Raw genomic sequence first — 15,608 nt, 5'->3', positions numbered from 1 at the left:
TATGATGATAAAAACCTTTAGCCATAATTATGACTAAAGGTTTTTATGGTGGGGAAATTTATACAGAATCAACAATTTTTTAGGAGGTAAATTTCATGGAAGATAATAAAAAATCAATCCTTGTTTTTATAGTATTAGTTTTAGGTTTAGTGTTCTTTGTTGGAGGTATGGTTTATAGATTGTGGGGGCCCTTTTAAATTTGCTAGCGAACAACGGCTGTCCCGACAATTCAATCATAAATTGTTTTTCATTTCTTATTGATTAAGGGACTTAAAAAAGTGCATAACATAGAAGATCTCACATGGAATTTCTTTAAGGAGGGAATGCTATTTATGTATTATTTCAGAAATAAAGGAGAACATCTGTAATGAATTATATGTTGTTTAAAGTTATTAATCGTCTTGCAGGAAGAGGAGCTACTATGGATACGGTAATGGTTTTTCTTTCAAACAAGACTCGATATCTGTACCTAGTCATATTAATATTTATGTGGTTTAGAAACAATTTCTACAAAAAAATCATCTTGTATGCAGGAATTTCAGCAGGAGTCACGTTGTTTATAAACCGCATTATCCAATTTTTTTATTTTAAACCTCGCCCTTTTATTTTCCATCGCGTTCGTTTGCTTATCCCGTCGAAGAATAATTCTTCATTTCCAAGTAAACATACTGCTCTGGCTTTTGCTGTAGCGACATCCGTTTTATTTCACCAACGCTTCATTGGCTCTATTATGTGGTTATTAGCAATTTTGACAGGTTTTTCACGTATTTGGGTAGGACATCATTACCCATTCGATATAATCGGAAGTGCTGTTATAGGTATTCTAACAAGTGTGGTTACTAATAAGTTCACCAAATTATTTAAGTGAAAAGAAGAGGGAGGTTCCCTATGTTATTCTTGAAAATTGGAAAAGGGAACATCCGCTTCTTTTGTTTGTGGAGTAGGACAGAAGGCATAAATTAAAAAACACTTCATGAAATTTGAAAAAATCTAGTAAAGAGTTGAGGAGTAATAAGGATTGAAGGATAACCAAAGCTAAGTACATGCTAGGTAAATCTAGTATATACTTGGTTTTGGTTTTATGTACTATGTAAACAATAAAGAATGTGATTAATGCTATTCATAAATTACCATTAAAGGAATGGATTGTTGATGAATATTCTTTTTGAAAGCATACTTCTAATCCTTACGGGGATTCTTGTTTTAAAATTGACGGGAAGTAAATCTATTAGCCAGATGACAAGAGCTGAGATTATTGTTGTTGTCTCTATTGGACGCATTATTGTAGAACCTGTACTAAGCAGAAAGGTAGGTTCGTCTATTCTGGCAGCTTTTATATTTTCAAGCATTTTAATTATCATTCATTTTTTAGAATTGAAATCGCGAAAGATGGAACAATTTTTAAACGGTAATAGCATCATTGTTGTTGAAAATGGAAAGCTTTTAAAAAGGAATTTAATTCGTGCTAAGATGACAGAACAGCAACTATTTATGCATTTAAGACAACAAGGAATTCACGATATTAAAACATTACAACAAGCAACAGCAGAACCGAACGGTCGCATTGGATATCAACTAACAGCTGGGGCACAGCCAGTTACTTGTGAAATGTTAGAAAAGATATTACACGAATACAATCTGAAAAAATAGTTAATATGGAGAGATATTAATTATTTTTTGTTGTTTTAGGACATGTAGCGATACACTATGAAGTCTTTTTAACCCAATCAACATGCCCGTAAAAAGGAAGAAATGTTTTTTGTGTCAATAATGGAATTTTTATATTCATCGAATCTCTCACAACAGGAAATAGGTACTTTTGAACGAGTGTTACAATGCGAAATTATGAATGCTGATTTATAAAAACGACTTAGTATTATCATCATTTTTATAAACGGTATAATTCTTTTTAAAGCTGTACAACTTTATTTCAACCCCATGTTTTAGAAATAAAGCTAATTCCCCAAAGAATGTATGCAAGTTGTGATACGATATACATTGAAAATTCAAAAACGGTAAGTTTTCTTTTTAGTTTAATTTTCCGTAAGTACATGTAAAAGCAAAATGTAGATAAAACGAGTAATAATTCAGAAGCTTTATATATATTTTCTAATGTAGTAATATCCACTCAACTCCTTACATTAAATTGTAGAACATAGTCTAAGGATATCATAAGAAGCATTTGAATTAATATGAATTTGCACTTATTGATTTCTAAATCATAAGCATGATTTGTTTAGTGAAGAATTAAAAAGAAACCTTTTTGCACCACTATATATATCCATTTTGATTTTCCAGTACATACGTCACGGCTATGAAGAACAAAAAGTGACCTGCACTTGTTTTCTTTCTTTGTTTTCACTTGGCATGGGACAGGAAAAGGATCTGACCGCTTCTATGCATGGCCGGATTCTTTCTCCCACCTAAAAAGAAAGGTTTTATGTCGATTTTTCAATTTGTACTTATATAGATCCACAAAAGTTTTTTTCTCCTATACGTCAGTTTTAAATGATTCGCTAGATTATTACTCATTCACAAATAAAAACCCTCTCGTATATAAAATGAGAGGGTTTCATTATGTTTAATTTATATGTCTAAAGCGTTAATTTACTTTCTTTATAAATCCTTTGTAATGACGTTTTACAAGCTGACTTTCTAATGTTTTCATTGTTTCTAATGCCACCCCGACAATGATGAGTAAGCTTGTACCACCAATTTGAGCAGAAGGTGGTAAAGTTGCAACTTTCGTGAATACGATTGGTAAAATCGAGATAGCACCTAAGAAGATGGCACCAATAAATGTTAAACGATACAAAATTTTTGTTACATATTGTTCTGTCGATTTACCTGGACGAATACCTGGAACATATCCATTTTGCTTTTTTAAGTTTTCTGCCATTTGCTCAGGGTTTACTTGAACGAATGCGTAGAAGTATGTAAAAGCAATGATGAGCCCAACATAAAGGGTCATTCCGAATGGATGCGCAAAATCCAGATTCGTATTCAACCATTTCGATATATTAGAGTCAGGGAATAGCTGCGCAATTGTGCGTGGCGTCATTAGAAAAGCAGAAGCAAAGATTACTGGGATTACACCTGCACTATTTACTTTAAGAGGTAAATGTGTATTTTTTGCTCCTTGATATTGATTATTCCCTGAAACAGCTTTCGCATATTGAATAGGTATTTTGCGAACTGCTTGCTGGATATAAATAACACCGACAACGATTGCTAAAATAACTAATACAATTAATACAATTTTGACAATATGCATAAAGAGTTGATCTCCAGCATTTTGGAATTGTTGTAAATAAATTTGATTTACGACATTTGGCATTCCTGCAACAAGTCCTGCGAAGATAATCATTGAGACTCCATTACCGACGCCGTTAGCAGTAATTTGTTCACCTAACCAAAGTAAAAATGCAGTACCAGCAGTTAGAACTGTAGCAATAAATAAGTATGTAGTCCAACTAGGATCTTTAATTAATTGTCCGCCTGCTATATTGTTAAAGCCAATAGACATTCCAATGGCTTGAATGAATGCGAGAATGATTGTAAAGTATCGAGTAAACTGAGCTGATTTTTTTCGGCCCATTTCTCCTTGCTTTGCCCACTCTGTAAATTTAGGTACAACATCCATTTGCAACAGCTGTACAATGATGGAAGCTGTAATATATGGTGTGATACCTACAGCAAAGATCGAGAAGTGTTTCAATGCTCCTCCGCCAAATACATTTAACATACCTAAAACATTGGCTTGATCTTGTATTTTTAATACCTCTGCGTTAGTATGAGGAACTGGTATAAACGTGCCAATTCGAAAAACAATTAACATCGCAAGTGTAAAAAGAATTTTCCTTCTTATCTCAGCTACTCTCATAAAGTTTGAAATCGTACGAAACATCCTGTCGCCTCCTGTATTTTTATCAGTTATCTAAAAGGAAAACTGATTATTATATCCCGATGAATAAACCACAAACCTCCTTCCGTATGGAATTCATTTGACAAATGGATTTTCGTGTATTTTGTAGTTTTGTCATGGATATAAGAAATACAAGTATTGATATAAGCGATAGATTGATAATCGTAATCATTCAATAACCATAATATAACTAATAAATAAACAAATGTACATAGATAAGGCTAAAAAGAATGAAAAATACATGTTACAAAAGAAAATACTAATGAGTTTACGAGGAGGACTTTGCGATGAACGAACTATTTATTTGATAAACGAATTAAATAGTTTGGTTTGCGCAGCAAGGTCATACTCTTTTATAGTAATATAGGTAAGATAAAACTAACAATGAATACTCAAATATAAAAAGGAGCCTGCTATGACAATTATCGATAAATTGAAACTTAATAAATACAATAATATGGCAGTGATTAATCAACCAAAAGATTATGATGTTTTTACTGAACAAGCAACTACTCTTTCTAAAGATCATGATGCTATTTTTATTTTCGTAGAAACAATTGACGAGATGGCCAAGCATACACAATTTATACTTAATAATGAACAACTATTACTTGAGAAAGGGTATTTGTTTTTCGCTTATCCGAAAAAAGGTAATACGCGTTATAACACTTTTATTCACAGAGATGAAATGTTCCCAGCATTGAAAGTTGGAGAGGATGGATATGTAGATAAAAGTGATATGAAATTCGCACGAATGGTAAGTATGGATGATGTTTTCACTGTTGTTGGTTTAAAACGTGAAAAAAAGAAAGCAAAGAAAACGTCTGCTGCTAGTCAATGTGTCGCTGATTATGCAGAGAATATTAAAGATGTTGAGGCGTTACTAGCGGATTATCCAAATGAACTTACCTTTTATCAAAATTTAACACCAGGGTATCAAAAAGATTGGGCACGCCATCTATTTTCTGCAAAGCAGCAAAAAACACGTGAAAAACGTCTACAACAAATGGTGGAAATCCTTTCACAAGGGTATAAAACAATTGATTTGTTCCGCAGAAAGAAAAAATAAACATACACAATGATGAAACAAGTAATTAGAATGAAATTGTGGGAACGCATTGGAACTTTTGTATAGTAAATAAACATAAAAGAATGAATAAGAAAAGGTGTTTGAAATGAAATCATATATTGTAGTTGGAGCTGGAATTCTGGGAGCGTCTACTGCTTATCACCTCGCTAAGGCGGGAGCTCATGTTACATTAATTGACCGTCAAGATTTAGGACAGGCAACGGATGCAGCGGCAGGAATTGTATGTCCTTGGCTTTCACAGCGGCGTAATCAAGCTTGGTACAAAATTGCCAAAGGCGGGGCACGATATTACACTTCTTTAATTCAGCAATTAGAAGCAGATGGCGAAACAGATACAGGTTATAACCGTGTAGGTGCCATTAGTCTTCATACGGACGAAAAAAAGTTGGATCAAATGGAAGAGCGAGCATATAAACGACGTGAGGATGCTCCTGAAATTGGTGAAATTACTCGCTTATCACAAGAGGAAACAAAAAAATTATTCCCGCCATTATCTGAAGAATATAGTGCTGTACATATAAGTGGTGCTGCAAGAGTAAATGGACGAGCGCTTCGTCAGTCTCTTGTAAATGCAGCCAAAAAACATGGTGCTACTTTTATAAAAGGAAACGCAGTTTTGATTCATGAAAACAATCATATCAAAGGTGTTACAGTAAATGGTGAAACAGTAATAGCAGATCAAGTAATTGTAACAGCAGGAGCTTGGGCAAACGAAATTTTAAAACCGCTGGACGTTAATTTCTTAGTAACTTTCCAAAAAGCACAAATTGTTCATTTACATATGCCAAATACGGATACTGAAAGTTGGCCAGTTGTTATGCCGCCAAACGATCAATATATTTTAACTTTTGAAGATGGACGGATTGTTGTAGGGGCAACACATGAAAATGATACTGGTTTGGATTACCGAGTAACAGCAGGCGGCTTACATGAAGTGTTTGATAAAGCATTGTCAATCGCTCCAGGTTTAGAAAATAGTACAATGCTGGAGACAAGAGTTGGATTTAGACCGTTCACACCAGGCTTCTTACCTGTAATTGGCCCACTACCTAATTTCAAAGGGATCCTCGTTGCAAATGGTCTAGGTGCCTCGGGGTTAACTGCTGGTCCGTACTTAGGATCTGAACTTGCAAAACTTGCTTTAGGCCAGCCGATAGAATTAGATTTAAGTCATTATGATGTAGCTGGCGCAATTGAATAGTTGTAGAGCTAGAAACAAAAAAGATTAGGGACAACTACCTAATTTTTTTTGTTTCTTTTTATATTGTACATAGTAAGAGTTTTATGCTTGCAGAGGAAATTTTGCATATTTTAGAGAAAAGCTATATTGATTGTAATTTTGAAATAGATAGCACAAAACAATTACACATAAAATGTTAAAGGATTAAGGAGTTGTCATACGTGTCTAACGTTGAAATAAGAAGACCAACCATTGAAGACTATGAAGAGTTACATCAATTATTTCATACAGTCATTATAGATACATTTGCTAAAGAAGGCTTATCGGAGTTAGTTGACGATATAGAAAAGGAAATTGAAAATAAAAAGCAGTACTTGATATGTGACTTTGATAGTAATGGGAAAGATCGATATTTTTTGATAGCTGTAGATAAACAGTGTAATAAAATTATCGGGACAATTGAATTTGGTCCATCTAGTCAACTCATTAATATTTGCACAGATGGCGCATTAAAAGATTTGTATGAAGTGGGAACTGTATTTGTACTCCCAAATTACCAAAGACGTGGCATAGGGAATTTGCTTTTAAATGCGATTTTTCTTACCTTATTAGGCAAAGGAATAAAAGAATTCTGTTTGGATAGTGGATATACCAATGCACAGAAAATATGGAAGAAAAAATTTGGAGGTCCTGATTATTTGCTAAAGGATTATTGGGGTAAGGCATGTGATCATATGATTTGGAGAAAATGCATGAATGATATACCTATAAATATTTAGTAGATACTGAAAGCTGGTTTTGAGAATATTTTCAAAGCATACTTATTTAGCAAAATCATTCGTGTACATTTAATTAAACTGTATTTATTATCAACACGAATAGCTTTTCTTACATAATTGTGCTATTATTTACCTTTATAATAAAAGAGGACGTGAAGTAGCTTGATTAAAATTGATGTACCTGCAGTTGATGTTTCTATAACAGAAAGAAAACAAGTCATAAAAGGAGATGAACCAAGAATTACTCCAATTCATGGATTCATTGATTTCCACTTGTTCCCAAGAGATAAAGGCGGCATTTTTATGTTTTATAATATTAATGACGAGCTTCTTTTTGTAGGGAAAGCAAGAAAGATTAGACAACGAATTAAAAAGCATTTTGAAGACAACGTGTCACCAATTAAAGCACATCGTGACGAAGTATATCGTATTGATGTATGTATTGTAGAAGATCCACTGGAAAGGGAAATTTACGAAACATATATTATTAATGAGTTTCAAGCGAAATATAACGTTGATAAGGTGTTTTACAAATAATAACTGTATATATAATGTTTATTGATCCTTAAATCTATAATGATTTGAGGATTTTTTATATAAAAGGACATTACGTTAAAAACATTTGATTATTCAAGAAAGACAAGTAAAACTATGACGGAAAGTGTTAAGAATTTAGAAAGTGATAATTTTGATGATTGGATAAAGAAATTATAAAGGCTAGTATGAATGAAACAACCACTAAACTTTAAGTGGTTGTTTTTATGTTTCTTATCCACATACTCTCAAAATCTATTTCATATACTGGTACAAGCAAACAAGAAAGGAGACCATCATGAACTGGTTAGAAGCTTTTATATTAGGAATTATTCAAGGGTTAACAGAATTTTTACCTATAAGCAGTACCGGTCACTTGTACCTAGGAAGACATTTATTTAACTTAGATGAAGCGGGTCTTTTCTTAGATACGATGCTTCATATTGGTACACTGCTCGCAGTGTTTATTTACTATAAAAAAGAATTTATTTATTTAATTAAAAATCCATTTTCAAAGCTTATGTTCTTGCTTATTGTTGGGACAATTCCAGCAATCATTATCGGTTTATTATTTAAAGATTTCTTTGAAGATATTTCAAAGACAGGTGTAACAATTGGATGGGAGTTTTTAGTGACGGGTTTGTTTTTATATATGGCAGAAAAACAAAAAAATGGCCGTAAAAAGATGGATGACATTACATATCAAGATGCCTTTATTATCGGTTCTTTTCAAGCGGTTGCTATATTTCCAGCAATTTCTCGTTCTGGCATGACGATTGTCGCTGCACTATGGAGAAAATTAGATCGTGAAACCGCAGCGTATTTTTCTTTTTTGTTATCCACACCTGCTATTGTTGGAGCCATTGTTTTACAATCTGTGGACGTATTTCAAGGAAAAGCCGAAGCAATTTCAAGTACATCGCTGATCGTTGGTACTTTATCCGCAGCATTCTTTGGATACATAGCCGTATCTTGGATGATTCAATATTTAAAACGACATTCTCTTAAAGTATTCGCGTATTATGTTTGGGCTTTAGGCGCTTTAATTTTAACTTTACAGTTTACTGGCATATTTTAAGGAAGAGTGTTCTTGAAAAGATATAGTCAAAAGGAACCTGTAAATCTTTTATTCTCTTTTTAAGAAAGGTAAATCATGGTAAAGTATCATTATACTTTATTGAAAGTGAGTGATATATTATGACAGTCAGATCTTTCCACTTACCAATTAAATTAGAGGTACGGAAGGGTTAATACATTATAGGGGTTTCTTTTTAAACATTTTCCGTACAACAAAACGGAGGGATAAATTAAATGTTTAGTAATTACAGTACACTTTGCACGGAACTCTATGATTTTACAAAGCCTGTGGGTTATTCTTTAAGCGGGGATATTGAATATTATCAAGAACGATTAAAGAATTGCCAAGGGGGTATTCTCGAAGCAGCGGTTGGCTCTGGACGTGTGATTATCCCACTTCTTGAAGCTGGATATACAGTTGACGGAATTGATTCTTCTCCCGAAATGTTGGATTCTTGTCGTAAACGTTGCGAGGAAAGAGGCCTAAATCCTCATTTGTATCAGGGTAAACTGCAGGAATTCTCATTACCAGCTAATTATGAGGCGATTATTATTCCTACTGGTTCATTTTGTTTAATTGAAAGTCGTGCAGATTCCTTAAACGCATTGAAATGTTTTTATAAACATCTGGCGTTGGGTGGACGTTTGATTGTTGATCTTCTCCTACCTTATGATTGGAAAGCAGGAGAAGTTAATACATCAACTTTTTCTCTACCTAACGGAGATGAGATTACATTGGAAAACAAATCGATTGAAATGGATTGGCTTAACCAAATTACTGTGTCGTATTTAAAATACGAAAAATGGCGTCAAGGAAAGTTGATACAAACCGAGTTACAACGTTTTGCAATGCATTGGTATGGAATTGAAGAGTTTAAGCTTATTTTAGAAAGTATAGGTTTTTCTGATATTACATGTTCTGCTGACTATGTTTATGAAAAACAACTAACGAATGCAAGTCAAATCATCACTTTTGAAGCTGTAAGAAAGAGATAATAGCATAGAGCTTAGTGGCATAGGAACTAAACAAAATATACGTATTTCAAGGCAACCGATTTAGTATCGATTGCCTTTTTCTATTTCACGAAGAAAGGAGAGCGTAATTCAAGCTATTAGTATCAATCACGACTTTATTAGATAGGCATTGCATGTGGGCTATTTTCTCATACGGTACTTGTAATGAAGGGGAAGGATGAATAAAAGTGAAAAAGGAAATCATACTGTTGGATGAAAAGAACATAATGAAAATTTAGTAGCAGGATATTTATTCTTAGGAGAAGAACATATAATAGTTAGCTGATTTGAAAAAGGATGAGTGATGAATGGAAGTGTACATAGAAAAACTACAGCAGCAAGATGCTGAAGAATTATTTGCTTTTAAATGCTATAACAGAGAGTTTTTCGAAAAAATGGTACCAAGTCGTGGTCCAGATTATTATATTTACGAGGTATTTCAGCAGCAACTTGATGAGCTATTAAAAGAACAAGAAGAAGGAATTTCTTACTTTTACCTCGTCCGTAATATGGAGAATAGAATTGTTGGTCGCATAAATTTAGTAGATATAGAGAAAGAGAAACAATTAGGGTATTTAGGTTATCGTGTGGGAGAAAAGTTTCTTAGAAGAGGCATCGCAGCTACGGCGGTAAAGTTACTTCTAGATCAAGCAGTCAGCTATCAGGTTACTGAAATTCATGCAAAAACAACAAATAATAATATCGCCTCGCAAAAAGTGTTAGAAAAAAACGGCTTTTCACGCATGGCAATCGATAAAGGATCTATAAACTTAAACGGTCAAAAAATGGATTTCATTCATTACATTTGGAAATATACTAATATAGTATAAATAGAACTTTTAAACAAAAGGGGTACAATACAATGAAGGATTTACGTTATCCAATTGGGCAATTTACTTATGAAGAAAATATTACAGAAGAAATGATAGACAAATGGATTCAAGAAATCGAGGATCTTCCTCACGAATTAACAAAGGCAATTAAGGATTTAGATAAACACCAGTTAGATACACCGTACCGAACTGGTGGATGGACAGTTCGTCAAGTTGTTCATCATGTCGTTGATAGTCATATGAATAGTTATATTCGATTTAAGTTAGCACTTACAGAAAATAATCCAACGATTAAGCCGTATAGAGAAGAAAAATGGGCAGAGCTTCCAGATTCAAGATTACCAGTAGATGTTTCGCTTGTATTGTTAGAATCATTACATAAAAGATGGGTGAATCTATTATATTCTTTAGAAGCTGCTGATCTAGAAAAAACGTTTAATCATCCGGAATCAGGAGAGACAAAGCTTGCGGTTGCAATTGGATTATACGCATGGCACGGTCTTCATCATACTGCACATATTACTTCTTTACGAAAACGTTTAGGATGGTAAGGGTGTTATGAAAATAGCATTAGAAAGAGCGATAGAGTTGGATGCAGAATCTATTTTTAATATTCAAGTACAGGCATTTATGCCGTTACTAGAAAAATATAAGGATTACGAGACAAATCCTGCAAATGAAACCGTCGATAAAGTAATTACAAGAATAAATAATCCGTATGGTAGAGTTTATAAAATATTAGTTGGTGATATCCTTGTGGGAGCTATATCTGTTCATTGGAAAAAGCAGACGCAATTTCGGATAAGTCCTATGTTTATTTTGCCTACTTATCAAGGAAAAGGGGTAGCTCAGAAAGTGATGCTTTTAATAGAGGAGATGTTCCCTCAAGCAACTAGTTGGGAACTAGACACCATTTTAGAGGAAGAACGTAATTGTTATTTATATGAAAAAATGGGTTACACTAAGACTGGCGTAAGAACGAAATTGAATGATCATACAACACTTGTTTATTATATCAAGGCAGTATAAAAATAGATTTTAGAGGGATAGATAAAACAGAGTAAATCTGTATTTTCTATCCCTCTTTATATAATATAAGAAAAAAGTCTTTTGTATTTTTAAAACAAATCAGTGCATGTTGTTCCAAAAAATACGGGGTTAATACTTTTGTTTTTGCATAAAAATACAAAATGTTATTTTGTTGTATATTTTGTTAATGCTTTTTGAACACTTAAAATACTGTCGTCACTTTTAAATTCTTTTGTAATCGGTTGTTCCATACTAGATATCCAAATTTTAAGTTCTGCATCTAAATCAAAATGACCTGCTGTTTCAATACTAAATTGTGTAATGTTTTTATAAGGAATAGAATGATATTCTGTTTTCTTACCAGTTACTCCTTGTTTATCTACTAAAATCATTCGGCGATTTGTAAATACAATTAAATCACGAATTAGTTTATAGGCATGTTCAACTTGTTCATCATCAAGCATAATCTTTTGCAAGTCACGTTCTACACTATCTGTATTCGCATCAGACGCATTTCCTAAAATACCGCTAAATAAACCCATATGAAATTCCTCCTTTAGATCTATGGAATGAGTTACTTTTATTGTATCACGTTATAGAGTAATAGATTCTTACAATACAGCAAGAGCTTTTTAAAGAAAATGCAATGAATTTATTAATACTTCATCATAATATCTTGTGCTAAAATAGAATTATTAATAAAATCAAGAAACAAGTGCAGAGGGCGTATACATGAAAAATATCGGTTTAGTATTAGAAGGCGGAGGAATGAAAGGCTTATATACTGCAGGAGTACTCGAATACTTTATGGAGAATGAAGTATTTTTCCCCTATGTAGTTGGCGTTTCTGCCGGAGCATGCATGGGTGCAACGTACTTATCGCGTCAAAAAGGCAGAAATAAAAAAGTAAATACAGAGCTAGTGTCTGATCATCGCTACATTTCGTATCGAAACTTCATACGGAAACGGGAATTATTTGGTATGGATTTTCTTTTTGATGAAGTACCAAATCAAATTGTACCATTTGATTTTCAAACCTTTCTTGATACAAGTGAGCAGTTTGTAATTGGGACAACGGATTGTGAGTCAGGAAGAGCTGTTTATTATAATAAACACGAGCATGGAAATGATATATTAAAAATTATTCGTGCATCCAGTTCTGTACCGTTTATTGCACCTGCTGTAGATTATGATGGTAAAAAATTATTAGATGGCGGGATAATTGACCCTGTTCCTATTCGAAAGGCGCAAGAGGATGGTTTTCGCAAAAATGTTGTGATTATGACAAAGCCAAAAGGATATATAAAACATCGGAATAGATTTTCATCGATGGCCAAATTATTATATAGACGTTATCCGAAAATATCAGAGCTCTTAGTAGAACATTATCGATTGTATAATGAAACAATTTCTTATATGAGTTCTAATGAACAAAAAGATAACTTTTTTGTCATTCAACCAAGTGTCCAGCTTCCTATAAGCGGGATTGAACGAAATAAAGACAAGCTTGTTAATTTATATAATCTTGGGTATCAGGATGCAAAGAATCAATATGGACAGTTATTAAAATGGATACAGAAATGATAACGATAGGGGTGAACAATTGATACTAGGGAAAAAAGTAATTTTTGAAGAATTACAGAGACTACATGATTCTTTATATCAGCCATTTCCGTGTCGTGATGTACGTAACATGCGTAAAGATTTTAAAGACGCATTTTCTGAAGATGATTGTTTAAGTGCTGCCCTTAACATCTACTGGATGAATATTGCGGGAACTTTAAGTTATGTCCTAAATGGAAAGGCAGAAAAAATTCCGTTTCATCAAATCAATTTGCTGCGCACATCATTTTTTGAGCAATTTAAACAATTTCGTTTTCTAGAGAAAAAGATTGAAAACTATCCGTTATTTTATAGAGACTATATGTATTATGAAAAGGCACGTAAATTATTATTTTACTACCTTGCTGAGAAAGAATAAAAACACACAGACTATATTGTTTGTGTGTTTTTTTGTTCATAAAATATACAATATTATGACTTTGTTTATATAGGAATTTATTTATAAAAAAAGAAGTACCTATAAAAATACGTTACGATTTCGTATGTATATGGCAGCTGGCATCCTTGAGAATAAAAGCTAGTAGAAGCCTATATAAGACACTTAAAGAAAAAGAATACCTAAATTACCTACAGTGAGTTTCAAGGCGGTCATGACGAGATTTGGTTGCGTAAAAATCTTTCTGACGGTTTGTTAGCACTGAATAATTCAAAAACGTTATCTTTAAAAGAAATGAGGAGAGAGAATATGAATCAAAAGAACTTAGATAAAGAATTAAAAAAACAAGAGATTTTAGTAAAAGATGAGAAAGTTTGGGATTTCACATATGAAGATCACATTAGTTCTATCGTTAAACGAGCAGAAAAGTCAGGAGTTTTTGATGACCTGCCTGGTAAGGGGAAACCACTTAATATTGATAAAAGCCTTTCGTATAATCCCGAAAAACAACTTTATAAAACATTAAAAGATAATCATGTTTTACCTAGGTGGATTGAGCTCTCGAAAGAAATTGATCAATTAAAAGAAAAACTGGAAGAGAATATTGATTCAAAAGAAGCAGCTAAATTAGTTCGTACGATTAATAAAAAGATTTTAGAATATAACTTGATTTGTCCGCCGTCAGCACAAAAAATGAGAGTGAAATTGGATCGTTAATTTTTACTGCTGCAAATAGATACAGATGATTCTTTAGGGATTATGTGGGGAGATGGCGGCGTTGCAAATTTCTTTATAAGAAAAGAAGACCTGATAAATTTAGATTTTACAAATGTACTTTATAATTGGGATTGTTTTTGAGAAAATTCAAAGCCGCTTTCTATATGAATATCCAGGGGGTGGCTTTATTCTTCGATTTAAGAGAATTCTTTCAGTATCAATAAAAATAAAATGTATCACATAAAAAAGGAAGTGAAAGAAATGTATTTACAATTTATCGTAAAGAATATGAACCAATATATTGAGGCTGAAGGTTTGAAAAGAAAGCGCTTGGCCAAAAGACTAGGGGTGTCTGAGTCGAACTTTTCAGATTATCTAAATGGAAAAAGAATGAATGGAATTTATGATTTTGCTGCAAATTTAGCGGATTGTTTAGGACATGAGCATACATTTTTTATGAAAGAGGATTTTCATAATACGGTTAAAGGTCAAGAAGAGCATGCCTTTCTATTTTCAGCAGGTGGAATGTTATCAGAGAGTGGGGAAGAGGGACTACGTCAATTAACGAAACTTTGTGATCTTATTGAGATTTATAATATGGGTGAATCGCATGCCTGAGCTTAATTTTGTAGATCTTCCCCAAATTATCGAGGAAAATAGAAAAAATGATGCAGCAACATACATTATCAGAAGCAGCACAGCAGGCAAATAAACAAGTGTTGGAAGAAATAACGCGCTATTTCTATAAGGTGAAGGGAGATGGCGTGAATTGACATCTCCAGAATTAACAAACTTTATTCAACTACATACACATTTTGTTACAGAATTAGAAGAGATAATAGATATTATTCTTGAAAGACAAAATATTTATTTCTATGATACATCTGCTATTTCAATTCACGAAAAAGCGTACTTTCAGCATAATGAAACGTTATTTTTTGAATTATATTAAAGATGCACCGATTTTAATTATTGATGTAATCGCAAAGGAAATGCGCTTACTTGAAGATGTAGATCAGCGTTATATAAAATATTTATCGCGATTTCAAACTGTTTTGTACGTGGAAGAATAACAATTATATGAACTGCTCAAAGTTGAATTTACTTCAAAACAAGCGAAACAACGCTTTTTAATAGCAAGTGACAAAGCATTTAATTGTATACAGCCACTGCGAGAAACCGTAAGAAACGCTAGAGAATCATTTTTAAATGCCGAAAATATCATTTTAGATGATTATATAGCTTTTTCATAAGTAATAACGATAAAAACCATGAGAAATGTCTTTATTATGGGCATCGTGTGTAATCAATTAATTATGTGGTAAATTAACCATTACATTTATAGGTGTTGATAACGATTTGTTTTCATGTGTAGAGCACTGCTGTTTATTAGGGAAAAACAAGGATTATAACATATATATTATGAGTAAT

The 15,608-nt window shown here is 32.9% G+C and carries 19 protein-coding genes and 1 pseudogene; 18 read left to right on the top strand and 2 right to left on the bottom strand.

Annotation, left to right across the window (positions count from 1 at the left end; genetic code table 11):
• Positions 1 to 367: 367 nt before the first annotated feature.
• Together V7183_RS22460 and V7183_RS22455 are read left to right on the top strand one after the other, a co-directional pair.
• Positions 368 to 868 carry an undecaprenyl-diphosphatase gene (locus V7183_RS22460; protein WP_335360898.1) on the top strand — a complete coding sequence of 167 codons (501 nt, stop codon included), beginning with the start codon at positions 368 to 370 and terminating at the stop codon, positions 866 to 868.
• Between the two features lie 284 nt (positions 869 to 1,152).
• Positions 1,153 to 1,650: a DUF421 domain-containing protein gene (locus V7183_RS22455; protein WP_335360897.1), complete on the top strand. Its 498-nt coding sequence runs from the start codon at positions 1,153 to 1,155 to the stop codon at positions 1,648 to 1,650.
• A 952-nt stretch (positions 1,651 to 2,602) separates the two neighbouring features.
• Here V7183_RS22455 and secY read toward each other — a convergent pair.
• Positions 2,603 to 3,907: a preprotein translocase subunit SecY gene (gene secY, locus V7183_RS22445; RefSeq protein WP_097897909.1), complete on the bottom strand. Its 1,305-nt coding sequence runs from the start codon at positions 3,905 to 3,907 to the stop codon at positions 2,603 to 2,605.
• A 433-nt stretch (positions 3,908 to 4,340) separates the two neighbouring features.
• Between secY and V7183_RS22440 the strand changes: the two genes are divergently transcribed.
• From V7183_RS22440 to V7183_RS22400, 9 genes are all read left to right on the top strand, one after another.
• Complete coding sequence (locus V7183_RS22440; RefSeq protein ID WP_335360896.1) at positions 4,341 to 4,994, top strand: YdeI/OmpD-associated family protein; 654 nt, start codon at positions 4,341 to 4,343, stop codon at positions 4,992 to 4,994.
• Positions 4,995 to 5,100: 106 nt separating this feature from the next.
• Positions 5,101 to 6,216, top strand: a complete 1,116-nt coding sequence (locus V7183_RS22435; protein ID WP_335360895.1) for an NAD(P)/FAD-dependent oxidoreductase — start codon at positions 5,101 to 5,103, stop codon at positions 6,214 to 6,216.
• A gap of 200 nt (positions 6,217 to 6,416) precedes the next feature.
• A complete protein-coding gene (locus V7183_RS22430; protein ID WP_335360894.1) occupies positions 6,417 to 6,974 on the top strand; it encodes a GNAT family N-acetyltransferase in 558 nt (185 codons plus the stop codon).
• A gap of 162 nt (positions 6,975 to 7,136) precedes the next feature.
• The gene (locus V7183_RS22425; protein WP_097897905.1) at positions 7,137 to 7,511 is read left to right on the top strand and encodes a nucleotide excision repair endonuclease; all 375 of its coding nucleotides are present in this window, start codon (positions 7,137 to 7,139) and stop codon (positions 7,509 to 7,511) included.
• A 295-nt stretch (positions 7,512 to 7,806) separates the two neighbouring features.
• Positions 7,807 to 8,586 carry an undecaprenyl-diphosphate phosphatase gene (locus tag V7183_RS22420; protein WP_335360893.1) on the top strand — a complete coding sequence of 260 codons (780 nt, stop codon included), beginning with the start codon at positions 7,807 to 7,809 and terminating at the stop codon, positions 8,584 to 8,586.
• A gap of 233 nt (positions 8,587 to 8,819) precedes the next feature.
• Positions 8,820 to 9,581: a class I SAM-dependent methyltransferase gene (locus tag V7183_RS22415; protein ID WP_335360892.1), complete on the top strand. Its 762-nt coding sequence runs from the start codon at positions 8,820 to 8,822 to the stop codon at positions 9,579 to 9,581.
• Positions 9,582 to 9,907: 326 nt separating this feature from the next.
• Complete coding sequence (locus V7183_RS22410) at positions 9,908 to 10,429, top strand: GNAT family N-acetyltransferase (RefSeq protein ID WP_335360891.1); 522 nt, start codon at positions 9,908 to 9,910, stop codon at positions 10,427 to 10,429.
• A 32-nt stretch (positions 10,430 to 10,461) separates the two neighbouring features.
• A complete protein-coding gene (locus V7183_RS22405; RefSeq protein WP_335360890.1) occupies positions 10,462 to 10,983 on the top strand; it encodes a YfiT family bacillithiol transferase in 522 nt (173 codons plus the stop codon).
• Between the two features lie 7 nt (positions 10,984 to 10,990).
• Positions 10,991 to 11,461 carry a GNAT family N-acetyltransferase gene (locus V7183_RS22400; RefSeq protein WP_335360889.1) on the top strand — a complete coding sequence of 157 codons (471 nt, stop codon included), beginning with the start codon at positions 10,991 to 10,993 and terminating at the stop codon, positions 11,459 to 11,461.
• A gap of 164 nt (positions 11,462 to 11,625) precedes the next feature.
• Here V7183_RS22400 and V7183_RS22395 read toward each other — a convergent pair whose 3' ends face one another.
• Entirely contained in the window at positions 11,626 to 12,003 is a 378-nt protein-coding gene (locus V7183_RS22395) for a PH domain-containing protein (RefSeq protein ID WP_335360888.1), read from the bottom strand.
• A 190-nt stretch (positions 12,004 to 12,193) separates the two neighbouring features.
• On the opposite strand from V7183_RS22395, the gene V7183_RS22390 reads away from it, so the two are divergent.
• The 7 genes and pseudogenes from V7183_RS22390 (at position 12,194) to V7183_RS22360 (ending at position 15,250) form a co-directional block, all read left to right on the top strand.
• The gene (locus tag V7183_RS22390; RefSeq protein ID WP_097897898.1) at positions 12,194 to 13,045 is read left to right on the top strand and encodes a patatin-like phospholipase family protein; all 852 of its coding nucleotides are present in this window, start codon (positions 12,194 to 12,196) and stop codon (positions 13,043 to 13,045) included.
• Positions 13,046 to 13,064: 19 nt separating this feature from the next.
• Positions 13,065 to 13,442, top strand: a complete 378-nt coding sequence (locus tag V7183_RS22385; RefSeq protein WP_335360887.1) for a YxiJ-like family protein — start codon at positions 13,065 to 13,067, stop codon at positions 13,440 to 13,442.
• A gap of 327 nt (positions 13,443 to 13,769) precedes the next feature.
• Positions 13,770 to 14,177, top strand: a complete 408-nt coding sequence (locus V7183_RS22380) for a DUF1992 domain-containing protein (RefSeq protein WP_097897896.1) — start codon at positions 13,770 to 13,772, stop codon at positions 14,175 to 14,177.
• A 3-nt stretch (positions 14,178 to 14,180) separates the two neighbouring features.
• Positions 14,181 to 14,318: pseudogene (locus tag V7183_RS22375) on the top strand (DUF1963 domain-containing protein); the annotation flags it as partial.
• Positions 14,319 to 14,438: 120 nt separating this feature from the next.
• Positions 14,439 to 14,795: a helix-turn-helix transcriptional regulator gene (locus V7183_RS22370; protein WP_335360886.1), complete on the top strand. Its 357-nt coding sequence runs from the start codon at positions 14,439 to 14,441 to the stop codon at positions 14,793 to 14,795.
• A 151-nt stretch (positions 14,796 to 14,946) separates the two neighbouring features.
• Positions 14,947 to 15,129, top strand: a complete 183-nt coding sequence (locus tag V7183_RS22365) for a hypothetical protein (protein WP_335360885.1) — start codon at positions 14,947 to 14,949, stop codon at positions 15,127 to 15,129.
• On the top strand, positions 15,116 to 15,250 hold the full coding sequence (locus tag V7183_RS22360; protein ID WP_335360884.1) for a hypothetical protein: 135 nt from the start codon (positions 15,116 to 15,118) through the stop codon (positions 15,248 to 15,250). Before V7183_RS22365 ends, V7183_RS22360 begins: the two co-directional genes overlap by 14 nt.
• Positions 15,251 to 15,608 lie beyond the last annotated feature (358 nt).

Source organism: Bacillus sp. JJ1127 (genome assembly GCF_036965845.1).
Lineage (GTDB): Bacteria > Bacillota > Bacilli > Bacillales > Bacillaceae_G > Bacillus_A.
Note: the sequence above shows the minus strand (reverse complement) of the source record. Positions and strands in the feature narration are given on the sequence as shown.

Coding starts and splice junctions, on each gene's coding strand:
- V7183_RS22410 (WP_335360891.1), top strand. CDS start 9,908: ATGGAAGTGTACATAGAAAAACTACAGCAGCAAGATGCTGAAGAATTA.
- V7183_RS22370 (WP_335360886.1), top strand. CDS start 14,439: ATGTATTTACAATTTATCGTAAAGAATATGAACCAATATATTGAGGCT.
- V7183_RS22395 (WP_335360888.1), bottom strand. CDS start 12,003: ATGGGTTTATTTAGCGGTATTTTAGGAAATGCGTCTGATGCGAATACA.
- secY (WP_097897909.1), bottom strand. CDS start 3,907: ATGTTTCGTACGATTTCAAACTTTATGAGAGTAGCTGAGATAAGAAGG.
- V7183_RS22455 (WP_335360897.1), top strand. CDS start 1,153: ATGAATATTCTTTTTGAAAGCATACTTCTAATCCTTACGGGGATTCTT.
- V7183_RS22435 (WP_335360895.1), top strand. CDS start 5,101: ATGAAATCATATATTGTAGTTGGAGCTGGAATTCTGGGAGCGTCTACT.
- V7183_RS22460 (WP_335360898.1), top strand. CDS start 368: ATGAATTATATGTTGTTTAAAGTTATTAATCGTCTTGCAGGAAGAGGA.
- V7183_RS22380 (WP_097897896.1), top strand. CDS start 13,770: ATGAATCAAAAGAACTTAGATAAAGAATTAAAAAAACAAGAGATTTTA.
- V7183_RS22420 (WP_335360893.1), top strand. CDS start 7,807: ATGAACTGGTTAGAAGCTTTTATATTAGGAATTATTCAAGGGTTAACA.
- V7183_RS22390 (WP_097897898.1), top strand. CDS start 12,194: ATGAAAAATATCGGTTTAGTATTAGAAGGCGGAGGAATGAAAGGCTTA.
- V7183_RS22400 (WP_335360889.1), top strand. CDS start 10,991: ATGAAAATAGCATTAGAAAGAGCGATAGAGTTGGATGCAGAATCTATT.
- V7183_RS22415 (WP_335360892.1), top strand. CDS start 8,820: ATGTTTAGTAATTACAGTACACTTTGCACGGAACTCTATGATTTTACA.
- V7183_RS22405 (WP_335360890.1), top strand. CDS start 10,462: ATGAAGGATTTACGTTATCCAATTGGGCAATTTACTTATGAAGAAAAT.
- V7183_RS22440 (WP_335360896.1), top strand. CDS start 4,341: ATGACAATTATCGATAAATTGAAACTTAATAAATACAATAATATGGCA.